Here is a 21,315-nt window from a genome sequence, read left to right on the forward strand (position 1 = left end):
ATCCGACGCGCGACGCAATCGTCAAATCCTCTAAAGCGGGCCCCATCGCCCTGGCTTGATGTCGCTAGTCGATGTATTTCGGACGCTGGAATGTCTCGCCGCTTCTGCGAGCGAAGGCCCTTCATGGCCGATAAGCCCCCTTCGAACCAACTTCCGACTCTGATCGACCCGCTTGCTCACTGCACGCTTTTTTGCCCAAACCTCCGCCGTGCGGTCGGGGTTGTAACGATCGACGTCTAGTGCCGAGAGACCCGCCCACCCGCTCCCTGCCGCTTGAAAACGCGCGCCGATCGACAACCGGAAAATAGCATCGAACGCATCAATCGCTATCCGCTCGCCATCATCCCCGGCGCACGGCTTCGCGAAGCCCCACCGCCGCCCTCGTCCGACCAGACCAAGATCACAACCCGCCCCCACAATTAGCCGCCCCCCTCGGCGTAATGCACAATATCGGCATCTAAGAACGCGGAGAATGGCCCGTGGGCGTCAACTTCGACCTCAACGACTTGCAGGCATTCAGAGCCGTGGTGGAACTGGGCAGCTTCCGAAAGGCAGCCGAGGCGGTGAACATATCCCAGCCGGCTTTGAGCCGCCGGATCGACAAGCTGGAGGAAGCGCTCGGCGTGCGTCTCTTCGAACGCACCACGCGCAGCGTGACGCTCACGACTGTGGGCCGCGCCTTCGCGCCGAGCGCGGAGCAGCTGCTGGACGATCTCGATGTCGCCCTGCTCGGCATCCGCGATGTCTCATCGAGCCGATTGGGTCACGTAACCATTGCCTGTGTGCCATCCGTGGCCTACTACTTTCTGCCAAGCGCGGTTGCGAGCTTCCATCGCCGTTTTCCGCGCATCCGGGTGAAACTGCTCGATGCGAGCGCGAACGAAGTGCTTTCCGCCGTCATCAGCGGCGAGGCCGATTTCGGCGTCAGCTTCATGGGAAGCCAGGAGTCCGAGGTAGACTTCAAAGTGCTGCTGCAGGAGCAGTTCGTTGCGGCTTGCCGTCGTGACCACCCGCTCGCGCGCAAGAAACGCGTGACCTGGAACGAGCTCTACGAACACGAATACGTTTCCGTGGACAAGACGTCCGGCAATCGCCTGTTGCTCGATCAGGCTCTTTCGGCCGTATCGCCGCGCGCGCCCAGCGTGTGCGAAACACGTCACGTCACGACCATGCTCGGTCTCGTCGAAGCGGGCCTCGGCGTCGCCGCCGTACCGTCGATGGCCATGCCCGGACGCAATCATCACATCCTCACGAGTGTGCCGCTGGTCGACCCCGTCGTGAAGCGACGAGTGGGAATCGTGAGACGCCGCGGGCGTACGCTGACGCCGGCCGCGCAGGAGTTTCATCAAACGATTCTGGATATGAGAGGCGATGTCAGGAGCAGCGGCACATTAACCGACGACGTCGCTCCAAAAGCGCGCCCGAGCAGGAAGCCCGCGTCGTGAGGGTGGCGAGAACGCTCCGTTTACTCTATGTGCAGGTCGTGCTCGGCATGTTGCTCGGCATGGCGCTCGGGCACTTCTGGCCGCAAGCCGGCTCGCTTCTCAAGCCTCTCAGCGACGGTTTCGTCGGCCTCGTCAGGATGATGATCACGCCGATCGTCTTCTGCACGATCGTATCCGGGATCACGTCTGTCGCGAGCGGAAAAGCCATCGGGCGCGCAATCTTTCGGGCGTTGGGACTCTTCTATTTTCTGACTGCCGTGGCGCTCGCGCTGGGACTCGTCACGGCCTTTCTGATGCGGCCCGGCGCGGGCATGCATATCGACGCCCGAAGTCTCGATACGACGATCCTCGCGCAGTATGTGAAGCAGGCGCATCCGGATGGTCTCGTCGCCTTTGCACTGAACGTCATCCCCGAAACGATGCTCGGCGCCTTCGAGAAGGGCGAGGTGCTGCCGGTGCTGCTGCTCTCGCTGCTATTCGGCTTTGCACTGAATCTGCATCCCGGCGCAGGCAGGCCCGTGCTCGCGCTCATCGATGGCATCGCCCAGGCGCTGTTTCGCATCCTCGCGATGATCATGCGGCTCGCGCCGCTCGGCGCATTCGGCGCGATGGCTTTCACGGTGGGCCGCTTCGGGATTCACTCGGTCGGCTCCCTCGGCATGTTGATGGTGTCGTTCTACGTGGCATGCGTGCTGTTCGTCGCGCTCGTCCTCGCTGCGCTTGCGCGCTTGCACGGCTTCGCGCTTTGGCGGCTCTTGCGTTATCTGCGCGAGGAATTGCTCATCGTACTGGCGACTTCGTCGACGGAACCGGTGTTGCCGCGCCTCATCACCAAGCTGGAGATGCTCGGCTGCGACAAGGGCGTCGTCGGACTCGTGCTGCCCGCGGGCTATTCGTTCAATCTCGACGGCACCGCGATCTATCTGACGCTTGCTTCCATGTTCATCGCGCAGGCGTGCGACGTCTCGCTTTCCGCGCCGCGGATCGCGATGATGCTCGCGGTCATGCTGCTCACGTCCAAAGGCGCGGCGGGCGTGTCCGGGAGCGGCCTCGTGGCGCTCGTCGCGACGCTGACGGTGATTCCGGATCTTCCCGTCGCCGGCGTGGCGCTATTGGTGGGCATCGACCGCTTCATGTCCGAAGCGCGCGCGCTCACGAGCGTCATCAGCAACGCGTGCGCGGTGATCTTCGTTTCGATGTGGGAAGGCGCTTGCGATCGCGCGCGCCTCGCCCGGAGGCTGCGCGCGCCGGCGCCGGGCGACGCCGACGGCGCAGAGGACCACGCGAGCAGCACCTCGAGAAGTTGACGGCGAAGGCTGTATCAATGCGCGGCGACGCTATCGAGTCCCGTCGATTTCACATCTGCCTGAACGCCGGGCGATGCCAGATAGTCGAGGAGCGCCTTCGCTTCCTTCGGATGCTGTGCGCTCACGGGAATGCCAGCGGCAAAACGCGTGACGGACTGCAAAGACTCGGGAATCTTTCCGACGAAGGTCGCGCCCGTGACCGGCAGCAACTCGCTCACCTGCTGAAAGCCGATCTCGTAATCGCCGTTCGCGACGACCGAGGCCACCGGTATGCGCGGGATCATCTTCGCCTTGGGCTTGACCTGATCCTCGATGCCGAGCTTCGTGAACAGCTCCCGCTCGATATAGACACCGCTCGCGCTGTCCGAGTAGGCGATCGACTTGGCATGCAGCAGCGTCTGCCGGAGGCCTTCCGCCGAGCTGATGTCGGGCTTGGCCGCACCGTCGCGCACGACCATGCCGATGCGCGAGTCCGCCAGTTCCACGCGCGATCCGGGCACGACCTTGCCCTGCTTGATCAGCTCGTCGAGCGCGTAACCGACCATGATGACGGCGTCGGCCGGCTCGCCCCGTTCGAGACGGTTGGGAATGGCTTCGGGCGATTTGCCCATCGACGGACCCAGCGCCGTGTCGAGCGTGTTGCCCGTCTCGGACGCGAACCTCGGACCGAGCACCTTGTACGCCGCGGTAAAGCCACCCGAGCTCATGACGTGCAGGTCGGCGGCCTGCACGCTGAACGCAACGGCCGAGGTGGCGATGAGCGCAGCCGCGCATAGTTTCGGAAGCAGATTTTTCATGATCGGAGTCGTGTAGGGTTCGATAGACGCTTGGCGCAACGAGCGACGCGTCAGTGCGCCGGAGTCAGCGTCGCCGCACGCCGGCGATAGAGCGCGAACGTCGCCAGAAGCGCGCAGCCGGCGGCGAAGCTCATCCAGTATCCGGGCGCGGCCTTGTCGCCGGTCATGTGAATGAGCGCCGTCGAGATGGCCGGCGTGAAGCCGCCGAACACCGCCGTCGCAAGGCTGTAAGCAAGCGAAAAGCCCGCCACGCGCACCTGAACCGGCATCACCTCGGTCAGCGCGACGACCATCGCGCCGTTATACATGCCGTACATGAACGAGAGCCAAAGCAGCACGAGCAGCATGTTGATAAAGCTCGGCGCGTGGGCGAGTATCGACAGCGCGGGGTATGCGGTTGCGATAGCGAGCACCGTCATGCCGACGAGCAGCGGCCTGCGGCCGATCTTGTCCGAGAGCGCCCCGCCGATCGGCAGCCACACGAAGTTCGACACGGCCACGCACAAGGTCACGAGCAGACTATCCGCCGTGCTCAGATGCAGGACCGTCTTGCCGAAAGTCGGCGCATAGACCGTGATGAGATAGAAGCTCGAGGTGGTCATCGCCACCAGCATCATGCCGGCGATCACGACGGCCCAGTTCTGGGCCAGCGTGCGGAACACTTCCTTCATGCTCGGGCGATGCTGGCGTGCCTTGAATTCCTGCGTTTCTTCCAGATTGCGACGCAGCATGAAGATGAACGGCACGATCATGCAGCCGACGAAGAACGGCACACGCCATCCCCAACTCGCGATGGCCGTGGTGTCGAGGAATTGGTTGAGCGCGAAGCCGAGCGCCGCGGCCACGACGATCGCGACCTGCTGGCTCGCGGACTGCCAGCTCGTGAAGAAGCCCTTGCGGCCGGGCGTGGCCATCTCAGCGAGATAGACCGATACGCCACCCAGTTCGGCGCCCGCGGAGAACCCCTGCAGCAGACGTCCGACGAGCACGAGCGCGGGGGCCAGAAGACCGATCGTCGCGTATCCCGGCACGAATGCGATCAGGATGGTGCCGCTCGCCATGATGGAAAGCGTGACGATCAGGCCCTTGCGGCGGCCGACATCGTCGATGTACGCGCCGAGCACGATCGCGCCCAGCGGACGCATCAGGAATCCGGCGCCGAAGACCGCGAACGTCATCATCAGCGAAGCGAATTCACTCGATGCCGGAAAGAACACGCCGGCGATTTGCGTCGCGTAGAAGCCGAACAGAAAGAAGTCGAACTGCTCCAGGAAATTGCCGGCCGTTACGCGGAAAACCGCCGCAGCCTTGGAATGTCCCGGCGAAAGGGTGGAAGGTGAGGGATGCATCGATGTGTCTCCTGAAGTCCCGAAATTTGCGGAGTGTCCGCTCTTGTCTTTCGGGAATGATGGCGCGTCGCCATCAAAACGATAAGTGCAATGTTCTGAACGATTGATGTCCTACGGTTATCAATCGCCGGAAACGGTCGGCTCGGCCGACCTCCCGGATGTCGGCGCTCAGGCCACGAAACGGCACTGTGAAGCGGGCGTGCGCGTGTCCATGTTTCGACCGCGGTTCAGGTGATCGTCGATTTCCGCGGCGCAACCGAGCATGCGCGGATACAGAAAGATCGTGAACGCAGCGGTTTCGAGATCCGCCTCGCTGAATGCGCCGCGTTTGAGCGGTTGCCACAGCATTTTCAGCAGCAGCGCGGCGATCACGGCATCGACATTGACGCAGTAGACGTTGCGCGAGACGCCCGCGTCGAACAAGGCCTGCACCAGCGCGCGGTAGTACGCATGAAACGCGTTGTACTCGCCTCGCGCCTCGTACAGATCGGCGATGAACGCCTCGCGCGGATCGTGATTCACCGGCTTGTCCTTGAAAACCGGGTGATTGACGCCCGGCAGCTTGGCGATGTCGAGGCTGCCGGCCTGCTTCTGGCTCGCCTTGTAGCGCGCGTAATGCTCGACGGAACGGCGCGCGAGCGCGTCGAGATCGACGCCGTGATGCGGGTCCGCGGGATCGTCGAGGGCGCTGTCGCGAAACGCATCGTTGAGAAAGGCGATGCCTTCGTAGCCATTGCCGCCGTGCGTATAGCCGGTGTGCGTCAGAAAACCCGTCAACGCCTTGTTCAGTTGCACGCGTTCGGGTGATTCGGGGCCATCGGCGGATACCGCACCCTTTGCGCCTTGCGCCGAGATCGCACCCGGTCCGTTCGTGAGCAGCAATCCGGTCAGCGTCCTGAAAGCGAACAGGTCGTCGGCGGACGGTTCGAGGCCGAGCAGCGCCGCGAACGCAATCTCCGTCAGCGAGCGCTCGCCGAGCAACGCCTCGGTGGAAACATCGCAGAAGCTGTCGGGACGATGGCGCGACGCGTCCGCCGAAGCGCCGATCAGCGTGCCGAACAGCTTCGTCCACCACGGCAGACTCTCCGCCGTCAGACGCGAGATGCGCTTGCGCATGAGCGGGCCCCAGGCGAGTGTCGTCGTGATCGCCGCGAGCACGGCGTCCGCGCGCGGATGGCCCGGGCCGCTGGCAATCCATCGCACGAATACGGAATTCACGCCACGGGCGGCGAGACCGGCGAGCATGGCTTCGGCCTTCGGATCCGGTTCCTCGCAGAACAGTGCCGCGCTGCCCTCGGTGTCGATCGCGTCGATGTCGAAATCGCGATCGAATGCGTCGACGAGTCTTGCTGCGGCGAACCGGTCGATCATCAGCTTGGCCGCCTCGCGCGCCGCGCGCTGGCGATTCGGCCCGACGATGGCGGCAGCAGCCGCGAGCACGGCATTGGGCGCATTGCCGGCCTCGCGCGCCGCCTGCGCCGCCGCCAGTTCGGGCGTGCCGTACAGGTTGACCGCCGCGCCGACCGCGACGTCGATCAGTTTCTCATCGTTCGCGCCGCCGAACTCGTGCAGCAGCGCGAGGCACACGTTCGCTTCGAAGGAATGCGTCGACGCGTCGAGCATCGATACGCCGTGCAGGCTGCTCACCTGAGTCTTCGCATCCATCTGCGAGGCGCCCGATGCGTCCTTCAACGGCTGCCGCGGCGGAATCGCGCCGATCTGGTCGTTCACCCGCGCGACTTGTTCGTCATAGGGCGCGACGGCTTTCACGACCGCAAGCGCGAGATCGTCGGGCAAATCGAGCCCCTGATCGGAGCCGAACCACGGCTTGAGCGCGAGGCTGCCTTCGGGCTCGAAGTCGGGCATCGTCGCGTTCGCCCGCATCACCGCCGTGAGCGCGGCGGGAATATGCGCGATGTTCGTCACCACCGCACCCTTCGCCGAGCAGCATGGATCGCCGGGCGTGAAAAGCCTTTCGACGCCGAATTTATCCTTGAACCAGCGTTCCTTCGCGAGCGCATCGTCGGCGCCGCCCGCCATCGCGCCAGCATGTCCCACCGCGCGCGTCAGACGGCTTTTCCAGCGGCCCACCACGCACGCGACCACGGGCTTCGTGAAGTCCGCGTCGGCTTCGTAATAGCCGCCGGGCTCGCAGTACAGCACGGCAGCCTTGCTGCGCGCATCGTTTGCGAGCGCGAAGGCGAATTCCGGTGCGGCATAGTGGATGTAGACATCCTTCCCGCTGGAAATGACCGTCGAGGTGCCCCAGCCGCTCATGCGCAGGTATTGCGCAATCGTTGTGCTGAAGCCGCCGGAATTCGAGAAGATCGCGATCGATCCCTGGCGCAAGGTCGCGCCCGGATCGTCGCCGCCGAGCGCGCCGCCGATGCGTACGCGTTGCCACGAGTCCGCGACGCCCAGCCCGTTCGCGCCGAAGATGTCGATGCCCGCCTGCTGACCCATCGCGCGAATCTCACGCGCATCGTGCACGGCGATCTTCTCCGTGATGATGAATATCTTGCGCAGATCCGGATTCACGCGGATCAGTTCGGCCACGCCGTCGCGCGCGGCCGAAGGCGGCAGATAGACGACGCCGCAGTTGAACCGATGTCCGGCTTCCAGCCCTTCTCGCACGTTGTTGAAGACCGGAATGTCGCCCGCGGGCGTCGCAAGCATCTGTCCGCCTTTGCCGGGCGCCGTGCCGAAGACGACATTCGCGCCCGAGAAAGCGTGGCTCACCGGCGTCACGTCCGATGATTCGCCGCCCAGGATGTTGAGCACGCAGACGCGGTCTTCGCGCGTCGCGATATCCGCCAGCGACTGTATGCCGACGAAGTATTTGAAACGACTATTGCCTTGCTTGTGCATGTCCGATCTCCTCAAGCCGATGCCGTGTACGATTGCGCGTCGCGCGCGCCGATGCGCGCCGCAACTTGCGCGCGTCCGCCCGATTGCATCCATGTATCGGCACGGCGCGCGTACTGGATCACCTCGCTGATGTCGGAGTCGAAACCGAAAAGGCGATACGGCAGGCCGAGCGAATCGCAGGTGTCGCGCAGCGCGGACATGCCGCGCACGAGGTTCGGGCCGCCGCGTCCGAGCACGACATAGAGCGGCGTCGGTCCGTGCTCGCTGAAGTGCTCGCGCAGCGCATCGGCCATCGCGCGCAGGGTTTCGAAGATGTCGGTGTTGTTGGACTTGCCCCCGATGATGAACAGCACATTCGACTGCTTCAGCCAGTGCCGGAAGCAGATGCGCGCCACTTCCTTCATCTTTTCGTAGGGCGGATTGCCGCCGAAGTCCGACGAGATGATGGCCGCATCGCCGAGCATTTCCGTGACGAGCGAGTTCGCGCCGCCGCCGAAGGTGGGCGCGAGGATCGTGCCCTTGTCGTTGATCACGTAGACATCGCTTTGACCCTGGTGGGTGCGCAACTGGTTGATCTCCTGTTCGAAATCCGAGTAGTCGGCGGCGAACAGATGCGGGGGCAGGCCGAGCCGCGAGAAGCGCGGATCGTCGCGATCGAATCCGCACTTGAAGTCGCACGCGACGGGCGTGAGACGTCCCTTCTTGTCCTCGCGCATGCGGATCGGGTTGAGTTCGAGCGTCGTCATCCCGAAGTCGTGGAACAACTCCCAGAGCTTCGGCAACTGCTGCACGAGCGGCGAGATGATTTCGCGCGGCGCGCCGATCTCGCTCAGCGCATTCGCCACGACGAACGCCTTCAATCCGGTCAGGGCATCGAACGGCACCATCGCGACGTGCTTCGGATCGACTTCCTCGATGTCCATGCCGCCCATGTGCGAAAGCGTCATCGTCGGCGCGCGGAAACGCGTGGAATCGGTGATCGAAAAGTAGACCTCGTGCTTGGCCGGCACGCCCGCTTCGAACGTCACGCCGTTCGCCTTGGCTTTCACATGGCCTACGGCGTGTTCGGCGAAGTACAGTCGTTCCTTTTCGGCGAGCGCCGTCTTGAGATCCGTGGCGCGGCCGAGCAAGCCCGCTTTGCCCTTCTTGCCCACACCGCCCTTGAACACCGGCTTGATGAATATCTGCCCGTGACGGTCGATGAGCGACTTGATCTCTTCTTCGCTGGCGCCCGGGCCCAGCACTTCGCTGGACGGAAAGCCGACGAATTGCAGCAGGCGCGAGCCGTGCAACATTCCGGTGATCTGCATGTGACGTGTCTCCTGATTTGAGCAATGACGAATGAAGCGGATACTGGAAGTGCATCGACTCGCTGCGGCAGGCGCGAGATGCACCGCTGCCGGTAGACGCGCTCGAAAAGCGGCGGCAGGATTCAAGTAGCGAGGTGAGTTACGCGAGATAGGCGTCGATGACTCTTGACGGCAGCCCTGAACGGGCGTGCACCGGGATGCAGCGAAACGCTGTGCTGCGCTTCGTGCCTGTCTCCGACGCGTTCTCTTTTATGAACGTCTTGAGACCAGATACTTGCGCAAGAAGGCTGAAACAAGAAGTGCAATTTTTCGAAGCATTGATGTTCAAACGTTATCAATGCCGAAAAAGGCGGCGACTGGACGACGCGTTGCACGCCGGTAACGCCGCCTGATTTTGGCGCTCGGAGGAGAACGCCCCTCGTGACTGACGGCCGCGATGAAACGATCCGTCAGAACGTCCCGGGAAAAGCGCCCCCATCCATCAGGATGTTTTGACCGGTCAGGTAGCCCGCGTGTCCGCTGCACAGGAAAGCGCACATCGCGCCGAACTCCTGCGCCGTGCCGAATCTCCCTACCGGTATTGCCTGACGTTTCGCTTCGAGCACAGCGTCATATGCCTTGCCCTGCGCGGTAGCGGCCGCTTGGGTGGACTGCTTCAGGCGGTCGGTATCGAACAAGCCCGGCAGCAGATTGTTGATGGTCACGTTATGCTCCGCGATCCGTTTCTGCCGGGCCAGACCCGCGACGAAGCCGGTCAGGCCGGAACGCGCGCCGTTGGACAGCCCGAGCACATCGATGGGCGCCTTCACCGCACCCGACGTGATGTTGACGATCCGGCCGAAGCCTCGCTCGGCCATTGCATCGACGGTGGCGCGCATCAGTTCGATGGCCGTCAGCATGTTCGCATCGAGCGCCGCGATCCAGTCGTCTCGGGTCCAGTCGCGAAAATCGCCCGGCGGCGGGCCGCCCGCATTGTTGATCAGGATGTCGATGCGAGGCGCCGCGCTCAGTGCCCGCTCCCGACCGGCGCTCGTCGTGATATCGCCCGCCACGGCGATCACCTGAACGCGGGGATTCAGTTGCCGAAGCCCGGCTGCCGTCGATTCGAGCGCGTCCTCGCCGCGCGCCGTCACCACGACGTTGACGCCTTCAGCGACCAGCGCTTCGGCGCAGCCCTTCCCCAGCCCCTTGCTCGCGGCGCAAACGAGCGCCCATTTACCCTCGATTTGCAGATCCATTGCGCGTCCAACCTCCAATCAAATGACAGATTCTTCTCGTTGAGTCATGGCCCCGGCCGTGCGCGCGCGGAAAGCCTGTGCAACACGCGGCTCGTGAAAGTTGTGCGGCCCGATCTCCTCGATCGACCGGACGCCGGTCAGCGCCATCGTCACGTCGAGTTCGTTCCGCACAATCTCGAGCATGCGCGCGACGCCGGGTTCGCCCATCGCGCCGAGGGCATACATGAAGGCTCGGCCAACCATCGTGCCCTTCGCGCCCAGCGCGAGCGCCTTCATCACATCCTGGCCGGTGCGGATGCCGCCATCGACCCACACTTCAGTGGCGTCGCCCACGGCATCCACCACGGCGGGCAAGGCCTCGACCGTCGACGGCGCGCCGTCGAGCTGCCGTCCGCCATGATTGCTGACGACGATGGCATCGGCGCCCAGCGAAGCCGCCATGCGCGCATCCTCGGCGCACATGATGCCCTTGAGCACCAGCTTGCCGGGCCAGAGACTGCGGATATGCGCGATGTCGTTCCAGTCGAGGCTCGGATCGAATTGCGATGCGACCCACTTGCTGATCGCGATCACATCGTCACCGCCCTTGATGAAGCCAGCGAGATTGCCGAAGTTGCGTCTGCCCGAAGCGGCGCGCATCACCCAGCCCGGCTTGCGCAGAAAATCAAGCAGGTTCGCCGCCGTCAGGCGAGGCGGCACGGTCATGCCGTTCTTGAGATCCTTGTGACGCTGCCCGTTGATCTGCAGATCGAGCGTGACCACCAGCGCCGAACAACCGGCGGCCTTCGCGCGCTCGATCAACGACTGGTTGAAGCCACGGTCGCGCATGACGTAGAGCTGAAACCAGAACGGCGCCTTCGTATGAGCCGCAACGTCCTCGATCGAACAGATGCTCACGGTCGAGAGCGTGAACGGCACGCCGAAGCGCTCGGCCGCGCGCGCACCCAGGATCTCGCCGTTGGCCCATTGCATGCCCGTCAGTCCGGTCGGTGCGATGGCCACGGGCATTGCGACCCGCTGTCCGAGCATCGTGCTTGCGGTGCTGCGCCCTTCCACGTTCACGCCCACGCGTTGCTTGAGCGTCAGCCGGGCGAACGCGCGACCGTTCTCGCGATAAGTCGATTCGGTGTACGAGCCACTATCGACGTAATCGTAGAACGCCTTGGGCACCCGCTTTTTCGCCATGAGGCGAAGGTCTTCGACACACGTTACTGTTTGCATTGAAGCTCGAACTCCGACAGAAGATCTTTTCAAACGACACGCAACGCCGGCATGGCGAGCGAATCAGGAAAGCGCGCCGACGGCCGTTTCCCCGACGTCTTCGGATACCGCGACTGGCCGGTGCACGAGCAGCAGATACGCCACCGCCGAGAGCAGCGCGATGACCGCGCTCACGATCAGCGAGGCGACGAACGAATGCGTCCGGTCCACGACGATGCCGGTGACGATCGGCGCGGCCGAGCCGGCCAGGAAGCCGCCGAAGTTCTGGATGCCGCCGAGCGAGGCCACCGCCTGACGCGGCGCGGCGATCGAGATCAGCGACCACGCGCCGCCCGATGCCAGATTGATGAAAAACATGGCGCCCGAGATGTAGATCACGGCGAGCGTGGTGGACGGCGTCAGCGCCGCCGGAACGGTGAACGCCGCCGCGCCCACGAGACCGATGCAGATCGGCCACTTGCGGCTCGTGATCGCCTGCAGGCCTCTGCGGTACAGGCGGTCTGCCGTGAAGCCGCTGCTCAGCATGCCGAGCGTGCCGAAGACATAGGGAATCGAGACGACCCAGCCCGCCTTCGCGATGCTCAGGCCGCGTTCGTGTTCGAGATACGCCGGCAGCCATGTGAGGTAGAGCCACACGGTATAGATGACGCCCATGAAGCCGAAGAAGATGCCCCACGTCGTCTTCTGCCGGAACAGGCTGCGCCATTGCGCGCCGCTGAGCGGCTTGCTGTTTTCGTCTTCCTGCGAGTCCTGGTTCAGATAGGCGGTCTCCTCCGCCGCGAGCTTCACTTCGTCGCGATTGCGATAGGCGACATACCAGCCGATCGCCACGATGACGCCGAACACGCCCGTCGCGAAGAACATGTTGCGCCAGCCGAGCGCGAGCATCATGGCGGTGAGGATCGGCGGCGCGATCGCCGGGCCCACGGTCGTCGACGCGACGAAGATGCCGGTCGGCGTGCCGCGGTCGCGCACCGCGAACCACTCGCCGATGACCTTCGCGCCGGCCGGAAACTGCGGCGCCTCGCCGATGCCGAGACACACGCGCGCCAGGAAGAACTGCTGGATATTGCCGACGAGCCCGCAGCAGGCCTGCGCGACCGACCACAGGATCATGCCCCAGCCCAGCATCACGCGCGCGCCGAAACGGTCGAGCATCGCGCCGACCGGTAGTTGCGCGAACGCATAGGCGAGCGAGAAGGCCGACAGCAGCAGGCCCATCTGCGACGCGCTCAGGCCCATCTCGCCGCGAATCACGCTATTCGCAATGGAGAGCGCGCTGCGATCCAGATAGTTGATGCTGCCGGCGAGGGTCAGAAAGAAGATCGAAATGCGCTGGATCCGTACGATCCGTTTGCTCTTGTTCATGCGGTGTCTCCGTCCGTGTCATGCGCGGACGCCTCGTTGGCCGGGCGTCCGTCTCTTCGTCAATACGACGCTTCCAGCAAGCCGAGGTAATCCGCTTCCGATGCTTCGCGCGGATTGGTCTTGTGACTGTGATCCTTGAGCGCGCCCGACACGATGCGCGGAAACATCTCGCGCGTGACGCCCAGCGCCCGAAGGCCGGTCGGCAAGCCGAGGCGTGCCGTCATGTCGCGCAGCGCCGACGAAATCTCCGTGTCCTGACGCAACTGCATGGCGCTCGCCATGCGCTCCATCTTTTCTTCGTCGCGCATGGACGGAGCGCTTCGGTTGAACTCCACGACCGCCGGCAGAAAGATGGCGTTGAGCGTGCCGTGATGCAGTCGCGGGTCGATTCCGCCGAGCGAATGGCTCAGGCTATGGACGCAGCCCAGTCCCTTCTGGAAAGCGAGTGCGCCTTCCATCGAAGCCATCATCATGTTTTCCCGCGCGGTTTGGTCGGTCGGCTCTTTCGTGGCCCGTTCGATATGCGCCCAGGCGCGGCGCAAGCCGTCCAGCGCGATGCCGTCGGCCGGCGGATTGCGCATCGGCGACATGAAGGTTTCCAGACAGTGCGCGATCGCATCCATGCCGGTGGCGGCGGTGAGTTGCGGCGGCAGGCCGACCGTCAGGCCGGGATCGCAGATCGCGACCTTCGGCACGACATGCGGCGAGATCACGCCCACCTTGCGGCCGTCGTCCAGGATCAGGATGGCGCCGCGTCCGACTTCGCTGCCGGTGCCCGCCGTGGTCGGCACCGCGATCACCGGCGCGGTTTTCGCGGTGATCCGGCTCGCGCCGCCCTCGATGACGGCGAAGCTCTGGAGCGGGCCTTCGTGCGTCGCGCAGACGGCCACGCCCTTTGCAAGATCGATCGACGAGCCGCCGCCCACTGCGATGATGCCGTCGCATTCCGCTTGCCTGTACAGCGCGACCGCTTCGCGCACCGCGGCTTCGTTGGGATTCGGCGGGGTGGCGTCGTAGATCATTTCGCCGTCGGCGCGCTCCAGCACCTTCAGCACCGTGTCGAGAATGCCCGCGGCACGAATGCCCCGGTCCGTGACGATCAACGGCCGCCGGATCGAAAGGCGTTCGCATTCGCTCTTCAGCAGGTTCACCGCGCCGAAGTCGAACTGGATCTGCGTAACGTAGTTGATGAGAGACATGATGATGACCTTCCGTTATAGTTTCCGATACTCGACGCGCTGTCGGTTTGCGCTGCCCATCTTCCGGAAATGATCGAGGCGCGCTGTTTTCATGCGTTCTTTCGGCGAAGTATAGAGAGCGGCGCATCGGAGCAAAATTGAGAAGTTCTCATGCTGATATAACTCTCTCTCAAGTCTCATGACACCCAACGTGAATTCGATCGCCTCGCGCCTCCACGTCAGGCAACTCAGGTTGCTTGTTGCGCTGGGCGATCATGGTTCGCTTCTGAAAGCGGCCAATCAAGTCGGCTTGACGCAACCGGGCGCGAGCAAGGCGCTTCAGGAAATCGAAACCACCTTTGGTACAGCGCTGTTCACGCGCACGCGGCGCGGGCTCGAAGCGAATGACGCGGGCCATTGCGCGATCCGGTATGCGCGGCTGATCTACACCGATCTGTCGCACATGCGGGAAGAGATCGCGGGCATCCTGCGGGGACATGGCGGACGTGTCGCGGTCGGCGTCATCATGGGCGCCGTGCCTTTGCTGACCCGGGCCGTGTCCGCGCTGATCGCGCGGCAGCCTGAAATGTCTGTCGAGATCATCGAGGACGCCAGCGAGACGCTGTTGAGTCTCATCGATGCGGGACGGCTGGACCTGGCTATCTGCCGGACCTCGGTCAGCCAGCATCCGGAGATGTACGAGAGCATCAAGCTGCAGGATGAAACGCTCGCGGTCGTGGCGAACGTGCAGCATCCGTTACGCAAGGCGAAGAAAGTGACGCTCAAGGATCTGGCCGCGTACCGTTGGGTGGTCTATCGCGCGAACATGCCCATGCGCGTGCTGCTGGAGCGCGAATTTCAGCAAGCCGCGATTCGCTTTCCGTCGAGCCTGCTGGAGACGACGTCGGCCTTCGCGACGCTGAGCCTGCTTCAGGACAATCCTTCGTTCGTGGCGCTGGTGTCCATTGACGTGGCTCAGTTCTTCGTCAGGCACGAAGCCACGCGCATTTTGCCGCTGTCGTTCACCTCGCGCAGCGAGCCGTATGAGCTCGTGACCACGCGAGGCGCGCCGCTGTCGCCCGGGGCGCGGCTGTTGCGAAACGAACTGGTGGCGGAGAAGGAGGTGTTGGGGGGTTAGAAGCGCTGCCGCGAAAGGATGCGGTGGAGTGCGGTTGCCGCGGCGGTTCGAGTTTCAGCGCTTTCTCCCTCTTCGAACCCACCTCGGCGCGTGATTGCCCGCGGGTATACGCCCATATGACCCACCCACGCTTCCCTTTACTGTATCGATACACTAAATCGATACAGTCGCGCCACGCCTGTCGTGTCGGGCTGCCTATTTCCGCCCGCGCCCAGAGCGGCATCCAGGAGACAACACCATGCAATTCGGTTCAGGCATTTCCCGCCGACGGTTCCTTCAGACGGCCTCGGCGGCAACGCTCGCGGCGGCGGGCGCGGGCTTTCCCGCGATCGTGCGCGCGCAGCCCGCGGCCACGTTGCGGCTGTCGTCATCGATGCCGCCGAACGAAAACGCCGCCCACTACGTCTGGTATCAGAACCTCGCCGCGAACCTGAAGGCGAGCGTCGGCGATCAGATTCGCATCGACTATTTCCCGAACAACCAACTCGGCAAGGAAAGCGACGTCGTCCAGCAGGTGAAAGTCGGCGCGGTCGACATGATGGTGACGGGCTCGTCGATCTGGGCAACCGCGCTGCCCGAGCTCGGCATGCTCGATCTCGGCTATGTGTTCGACAACTTCGATCACGTCGGCCGCGCGATGGACGGTACCGTCGGCAAATCGTTCGATACGCTGCTGCAACAGCGCGCGGGTTGCTCGGTGCTCACGTGGGGCTATTCCTTCGGCGCGCGCAACGTGTTCACCAAGAAGCCCACGCAGTCGCTCGCCGATATCAAAGGCGTGAAGCTGCGCGTGCTGCCCACACCCGCCTTCATGGAAACCTTCAAGCTGATGGGCGCGGTGCCCACGCCGATTCCCATCGGCGAGCTGTATATGGCCGCGCAGACCGGTGTCGTCGATGGCTTCGAACACGATTGCGCAACGGTCCTCGCAAGCAAGTACGACGAAGTCGTGAAGTCGTGCTGGCAGACGCAGCACGTGTTCAGCCCGCTCGTCGTCGTGACGGGCCGCCGCGCGCTCGCGAAGATTCCGGAAAACCTGCGTCCCGCGTTTCAGAAAGCGGCGCAGGACGCGACCGGGAAGCAGCGCGCCGCCGCCATTCAGACCGCCGCCGCCGCCGAGCAGGAACTGAAGAAGAAAGGCATGACCTTCTACCCGATGTCGAAGGCCGATCGCGACACTGCACGCGCTGAAATGCAGTCGCAGCTGTATGCGAGTTTCGCGAAGCAGTATCCGGCGACCGCGCCGCTGTTCACCGCCATCGCCGCCGCGCGCGCTTGAGCGCAGCCAACGACGCCAAAGAGGCCGACACCATGACCACCTTCTCCGCGACGCCCGGACCCGAGGCGCAACTCGCCGCGCCCGGCTTCGGCCATGAGACCGTGCTCGCGCGCGGCCTCGCGCGCCTCATGCACTGGATCGAATACTTCTGCGCGGCCGTGCTCGCGGCCGATGTGATCGTGGTGTTCCTTTCGGTGATCTACCGCTATTTCTTGCACGATCCGTTCGACTGGGCCGAGGAAGTCGCCGGCGCGCTGATGATCGTGCTCGTGTTCTTCGGCGCGGCCACCGTGCTCGGACGCAGCCAGCACGTCGGCGTCGACCTGTTTCGCGGCATGTTGCCGAGGCGCTGGCAACCCGCGCTCGTGCACATCGGACATTGGGTGATCGCGGGCGTCGCGGGCAATCTGTGCGTGTCGTCGTGTCTGCTGCTCGTCGATTCCTACGGCCAGATGACGCCGAGCGGCCTGCCCGCGTGGATCAACGTCTATCCGCTCGTGATCGGCAGCGTCTTCATGACGGTCTTCGCGCTCGCCAACGCGCTGAACGGCGCGCGCAAGACCGTGCTCGGCACCCTCGCCGGCTGCGTGCTGCTCGCGGCAGCCGTGTTCGCGTGGAACGCATTCGTGCCCGCCCACGCGCTCAAGCCCGGCTTTCTGCTGATGGCCGGTTTCATCGGCGGGCTCGTGCTCGGCGTGCCGATCGGCTTCGTGCTCGCGTTCTCGGCCCTGCTCTACTTCCTCGCCGAACCGACCCTGCCGATGCTCGTCTACTCGCAGCAAGTGATGGCCGGCACCGACCACTTCGTGCTGCTCGCGATTCCGTTCTTCGTGCTGGCGGGCTTGCTGATGGAAACCAACGGCATGTCGTCGCGCCTGATCGAATTGCTGCTGCGCATCTTCGGGCGCGTGCGCGGCGGACTCGGCCTCATCACGATCATGGCGACGGCGTTCTTCTCGGGCGTATCCGGCTCCAAGCTCGCGGATATCGCGGCGGTCGGCGGCGTCGTCATGCCTGCCGTGCGCCAGAGCAAGGAAGATCCGAACGAAGCGGCGGCGCTTCTCGCGTGCAGCGCCGTGATGGCGGAGACCATTCCCCCATGCGTGAACATGATCATCATGGGCTTTGTCGCCAACATTTCGATCGCGGGGCTGTTTCTCGCGGGCGTCGTTCCGGCGGCGGTGTTGGCGGTGGCGCTCGCGATCGTCGCGGTGATCTGCGGCCGGCGCATCAATCTCGCCGATGCGCTCACGAACCCGCGCAAGTGGCTGCCGCTCGCCGGCGGCGCGCTGGTCGCGCTCGTCATGATCACGATGATCGGCAAAGGCGTGACCTCGGGCATCGCGACATCGACGGAAGTGTCGGCTTTCGCCGTCGTGTATGCGTTGATCGTCGGCTGGATCGCGTTTCGCGAGCTCACGCCGAAGTCGGTGGCGCGCGTGTTCGTGCGCTCCGCGTCGATGGCGAGCAGCATTCTGTTCATCGTGGCGGCGGCTTCGAGCGTGTCTTTCGCGCTGACCATCGAACAGATTCCCGCGCTCGTGTCCGATTCGATGATCGCCTTCGCGCATCAATACGGCCCGACGATGTTCCTGCTGCTGTCCGTGCTCATCATGATCGTGTTCGGCGCGGTGCTGGAAGGCGCGCCCGCGCTCATCATCTTCGGGCCGCTGCTCACGCCGATCGCGACGCAGCTCGGCATCAACCCGCTGCACTTCGGCACGGTGATCGTCGTCGCAATGGGCCTCGGTCTCTTCTCGCCGCCGGTCGGGCTCGGGCTCTTCGCGACCTGCGCCATCACCGGCACGGAAATGAAAGCCGTCGCGCGTCCTATGCTCAAATATCTGCTGGTGCTGTTCATCGCACTGGTTGCGCTGATTCTGGTGCCGTCGTTTTCGTTGTGGTTGCCGACCCGGCTCGGCCTGTAGCCGGCAGATGTCAAACCTTATGAGCACCATTCAGGATGTCGCCCGCGAGGCCGGTGTGTCCGTAAGCACGGTATCCAACGTGCTGAACGGCCGCACCGACCAGATGCGCCAGGAAACGCTCGCACGCGTGCAGGCCGCGATGAACGCGCTGCAATACCGTCCGAGCACGCTTGCGCGTCAGTTGAAGACAGGGCAGACGCCGATCATCGGACTGCTGGTGCCATCGATCGCCAATCCGATGTACGGCTATATCGCGCGCGAAGTGGAAACGTATGCGCAGGAGCGCTACGGCTATCGCGTGATGATCGGCAACACGTATCGCGATCCGGCGAAGGAAGCGTCGTTCTTCGAGGACTTGCTCTCGCAAGGCGTGCGGCGCGTGATCGTGATCTCGTCGCTCGCGAACGAGCGGCATCTGGAAACCGCCGTCGAGCGCGGCATGGTCGTCGTGAGCTACGACCGGCGCGCGACCGAAGGCGAAGCGACGCGCGTCGAGCACGTCACGCCCGACAACTTCGAAGCGGCGCGCATCGCGACGCGGCATCTCATCGAACATGGCCATAAGCGGCTCGCCTTCGCCACGCTGACCGGCGTGACGATGAGCCGGCGCGACAAGATCAACGGCTTTCTTTCCGCCGCAAACGATGCAGGTCTCGCGCAGACGGCGCGCGTGCTCGATAGCGGCCCGGTGAACGAATACGGCGATTCGATGATCGCCGAAAACGGCCGCGCGCTCGCGCGTCTGCTCGCGCAGGACGATGCGCGCCCGACCGGCATCGTCGCCGTCAACGATCTGATGGCCCTCGGCCTGATGGCGGGTTTGCGCGAGTGCGGCTTGCGCGTGCCGGAAGACGTGTCGATCGTCGGCATGGACGGACATTTTCTGGCGGCGATCTCGAATCCCGCGCTCACGACCGTGCAGCTTCCCGTGCCCGCCATGGCCGCCGCGATGGTCGAGCGCGCGATGCGTCCACACGACGAACCCATGCCGGCATCGGAGCAGGCGCTGTTCACGGATATCACGCTGGTGGAGCGCGAGTCGGTCGCCGCGCCCGCGAAACGAATCAGGACGAGGACATGAACAAGGTATTCGTGAGTCATCCCCGGCACATGCTGGATCATTACTTCGGCGCACGCGCTTCGGCTGCGCTCGCGGCGTTCGCGGACGTCGCGTACAACACTGAAGATCGCGAGCTGACGACCGCCGAACTCGCCGATGCCGCGCGCGATGCCGATGTCATCATCGCGTACCGGCAAACGCCCGCGCCGCGCGCCTTGTTCGAGGCGCTGCCGAAGCTCGCCGCGTTCGTGCGCTGCGCGGTGGATATTCGCACCGTCGATGTCGATGCCGCCAGCGAGCTCGGCGTGCTCGTCACGCAGGCGAGCGCGGGCTTCGTGCCGTCCGTGTCGGAGTGGGTGATCGGCGCCATGCTCGATCTCGCGCGCGGCACGACCGCGTATGCGGAGGCTTATCATCGCCACGAAGCGCCCGCGCCGATGATGGGCCGCGAGTTGCGCGGCAGCACGTTCGGTGTGATCGGCTATGGACAGATTTCGCGCTATCTTTGCGATCTGGCGCTGGCATTCGGCATGCGCGTCGTCGTGTCCGATCCTTACGCGACGATCGACGATACGCGGCTTCATCAAACCGGCTTCGATGACTTGCTCGCGCAGTCGGACTTCGTCGTGTGCCTCGCGCCGGCCAATGCGCAGACGGCGAATCTGATGAACGCGCGCGCCTTCGCCGCGATGAAGCGCGGCGCGTACTTCATCAACGCCGCGCGCGGTGAACTCGTCGATGATGACGCGCTGCTCGATGCGCTCGAGCGCGGCCATCTCGCGGGATGCGCGCTCGATGTCGGACGCGCGGCCGATCAGATGCCCGCGCCGGTGCTCGCGGCGCATCCGCGCGTGATCGCGGCGCCGCATGTCGGCGGGCTGACGCCGGGCGCGATCGAGCATCAATCGATGGAAACGGTCGCACAAACGCAAGCGCTGTTCGAAGGCCGCGTGCCCGCGGGCGCGGTGAACGCGGCGCAAGCGTTCCGTCTCGCCGGTTTCGATGTGCAGGAGCACGCGCGATGAAACTCGAAGGCGCTTGCGACTGCCACATTCACGTCTACGAAGCAGGCTATCCGCTCGCCAAGACCGCGACGTTCGCGCCGCCGCCCGCGCCCGCATCGGCGTATCGGGACGTGCAGCGCACGCTGGGCTTTTCGCGCGCGATCGTCGTGCAGCCGACCGGGTATGGCTTCGACAATCGCTGCACGCTCGCGGCCATCGCGCAACTGGGCGACGGCGCGCGCGGCATCGCGGTGGTCCCGCCGGATATCGGCGATGACGAACTGCAGCGTCTGCACGATGCGGGCATTCGCGGCGTGCGCTTCATGATGCTGCCGGGCGGCGTGCTGCCGTGGGACGCACTCGCGGACATCTCGGCGCGCATTGCACCGCTCGGCTGGAACATCAACCTTCAGCTCGACGGCCACACGCTGCCGCAGCACGAAGCGATGCTCGCGCGTTTGCCGTCGAATCTCGTCATCGATCATCTCGGCAAGTTCCTTGCGCCGGTCACATCGCAAAGCGATGGATTCGCGTCGCTGTGCCGCCTGCTCGACGGGCCGCGTTGCTGGATCAAGCTGTCCGCGCCGTATGAAAGCTCGCGCACCGGCGCGCCCGATTTCGACGACGTGTCCTGGCTCGTGCGCGCGATATCGGCGCGTTTTCCCGAGCGCGGCGTGTGGGCGTCGAACTGGCCGCATCCGAACGTCAAGCCCGTTCCGGACGACGCGCGCATGCTCGACTGGACGATGCGGCTCGTGGAAAGCGACGCGGTTCGCCGCAAGATACTCGTCGATAATCCCGCTGAGTTGTATCGGTTCTAGCGAC

16 protein-coding genes are annotated in these 21,315 nt (G+C 64.4%); 8 read left to right on the top strand and 8 right to left on the bottom strand.

Annotated features, from left to right (window positions below; genetic code table 11):
• Window positions 1-479: 479 nt before the first annotated feature.
• Both BG60_RS02675 and dctA read left to right on the top strand, forming a co-directional pair.
• Window positions 480-1,445, top strand: coding sequence for a LysR family transcriptional regulator (locus BG60_RS02675; protein ID WP_008346814.1), 966 nt, complete (start codon window positions 480-482; stop codon window positions 1,443-1,445).
• Window positions 1,442-2,752 (top strand): C4-dicarboxylate transporter DctA, encoded by a 1,311-nt coding sequence (dctA, locus tag BG60_RS02680; RefSeq protein ID WP_033535806.1) that lies wholly within the window; start codon window positions 1,442-1,444, stop codon window positions 2,750-2,752. The genes BG60_RS02675 and dctA overlap by 4 nt, the downstream gene beginning before the upstream one ends.
• Window positions 2,753-2,766: 14 nt before the next feature.
• Here the strand turns inward: dctA and BG60_RS02685 are convergent, their stop codons facing one another.
• From BG60_RS02685 to BG60_RS02720, 8 genes are all read right to left on the bottom strand, one after another.
• A complete protein-coding gene (locus BG60_RS02685; protein ID WP_008346818.1) occupies window positions 2,767-3,549 on the bottom strand; it encodes a substrate-binding domain-containing protein in 783 nt (260 codons plus the stop codon).
• Between the two features lie 50 nt (window positions 3,550-3,599).
• Window positions 3,600-4,898 (bottom strand): MFS transporter, encoded by a 1,299-nt coding sequence (gene tcuC, locus BG60_RS02690; RefSeq protein WP_008346820.1) that lies wholly within the window; start codon window positions 4,896-4,898, stop codon window positions 3,600-3,602.
• A gap of 168 nt (window positions 4,899-5,066) precedes the next feature.
• The gene (locus BG60_RS02695; protein ID WP_034470200.1) at window positions 5,067-7,766 is read right to left on the bottom strand and encodes a CoA-binding protein; all 2,700 of its coding nucleotides are present in this window, start codon (window positions 7,764-7,766) and stop codon (window positions 5,067-5,069) included.
• An 11-nt stretch (window positions 7,767-7,777) separates the two neighbouring features.
• The gene (locus BG60_RS02700) at window positions 7,778-9,076 is read right to left on the bottom strand and encodes an ATP citrate lyase citrate-binding domain-containing protein (RefSeq protein WP_008346824.1); all 1,299 of its coding nucleotides are present in this window, start codon (window positions 9,074-9,076) and stop codon (window positions 7,778-7,780) included.
• A gap of 449 nt (window positions 9,077-9,525) precedes the next feature.
• Complete coding sequence (locus BG60_RS02705; protein WP_008346826.1) at window positions 9,526-10,314, bottom strand: SDR family oxidoreductase; 789 nt, start codon at window positions 10,312-10,314, stop codon at window positions 9,526-9,528.
• An 18-nt stretch (window positions 10,315-10,332) separates the two neighbouring features.
• On the bottom strand, window positions 10,333-11,535 hold the full coding sequence (locus BG60_RS02710) for an alpha-hydroxy acid oxidase (RefSeq protein ID WP_081851806.1): 1,203 nt from the start codon (window positions 11,533-11,535) through the stop codon (window positions 10,333-10,335).
• A 63-nt stretch (window positions 11,536-11,598) separates the two neighbouring features.
• The gene (locus BG60_RS02715; RefSeq protein ID WP_008346830.1) at window positions 11,599-12,903 is read right to left on the bottom strand and encodes an MFS transporter; all 1,305 of its coding nucleotides are present in this window, start codon (window positions 12,901-12,903) and stop codon (window positions 11,599-11,601) included.
• Between the two features lie 59 nt (window positions 12,904-12,962).
• A complete protein-coding gene (locus tag BG60_RS02720; RefSeq protein WP_008346832.1) occupies window positions 12,963-14,102 on the bottom strand; it encodes an iron-containing alcohol dehydrogenase in 1,140 nt (379 codons plus the stop codon).
• A 178-nt stretch (window positions 14,103-14,280) separates the two neighbouring features.
• Between BG60_RS02720 and BG60_RS02725 the strand changes: the two genes are divergently transcribed.
• From BG60_RS02725 to BG60_RS02750, 6 genes are all read left to right on the top strand, one after another.
• Window positions 14,281-15,219: a LysR family transcriptional regulator gene (locus BG60_RS02725; RefSeq protein WP_033535808.1), complete on the top strand. Its 939-nt coding sequence runs from the start codon at window positions 14,281-14,283 to the stop codon at window positions 15,217-15,219.
• A 238-nt stretch (window positions 15,220-15,457) separates the two neighbouring features.
• Window positions 15,458-16,498: a TRAP transporter substrate-binding protein gene (locus BG60_RS02730; RefSeq protein ID WP_008346836.1), complete on the top strand. Its 1,041-nt coding sequence runs from the start codon at window positions 15,458-15,460 to the stop codon at window positions 16,496-16,498.
• Window positions 16,499-16,530: 32 nt separating this feature from the next.
• Window positions 16,531-18,426 carry a TRAP transporter large permease gene (locus tag BG60_RS02735; RefSeq protein WP_008346838.1) on the top strand — a complete coding sequence of 632 codons (1,896 nt, stop codon included), beginning with the start codon at window positions 16,531-16,533 and terminating at the stop codon, window positions 18,424-18,426.
• A gap of 19 nt (window positions 18,427-18,445) precedes the next feature.
• Window positions 18,446-19,507, top strand: coding sequence for a LacI family DNA-binding transcriptional regulator (locus BG60_RS02740; RefSeq protein WP_008346840.1), 1,062 nt, complete (start codon window positions 18,446-18,448; stop codon window positions 19,505-19,507).
• Window positions 19,504-20,511 (top strand): hydroxyacid dehydrogenase, encoded by a 1,008-nt coding sequence (locus BG60_RS02745; RefSeq protein ID WP_008346842.1) that lies wholly within the window; start codon window positions 19,504-19,506, stop codon window positions 20,509-20,511. Before BG60_RS02740 ends, BG60_RS02745 begins: the two co-directional genes overlap by 4 nt.
• A complete protein-coding gene (locus tag BG60_RS02750) occupies window positions 20,508-21,311 on the top strand; it encodes an amidohydrolase family protein (protein ID WP_008346845.1) in 804 nt (267 codons plus the stop codon). Before BG60_RS02745 ends, BG60_RS02750 begins: the two co-directional genes overlap by 4 nt.
• Window positions 21,312-21,315 lie beyond the last annotated feature (4 nt).

The organism is Caballeronia zhejiangensis (assembly GCF_000698575.1).
Taxonomy (GTDB): domain Bacteria; phylum Pseudomonadota; class Gammaproteobacteria; order Burkholderiales; family Burkholderiaceae; genus Caballeronia; species Caballeronia zhejiangensis.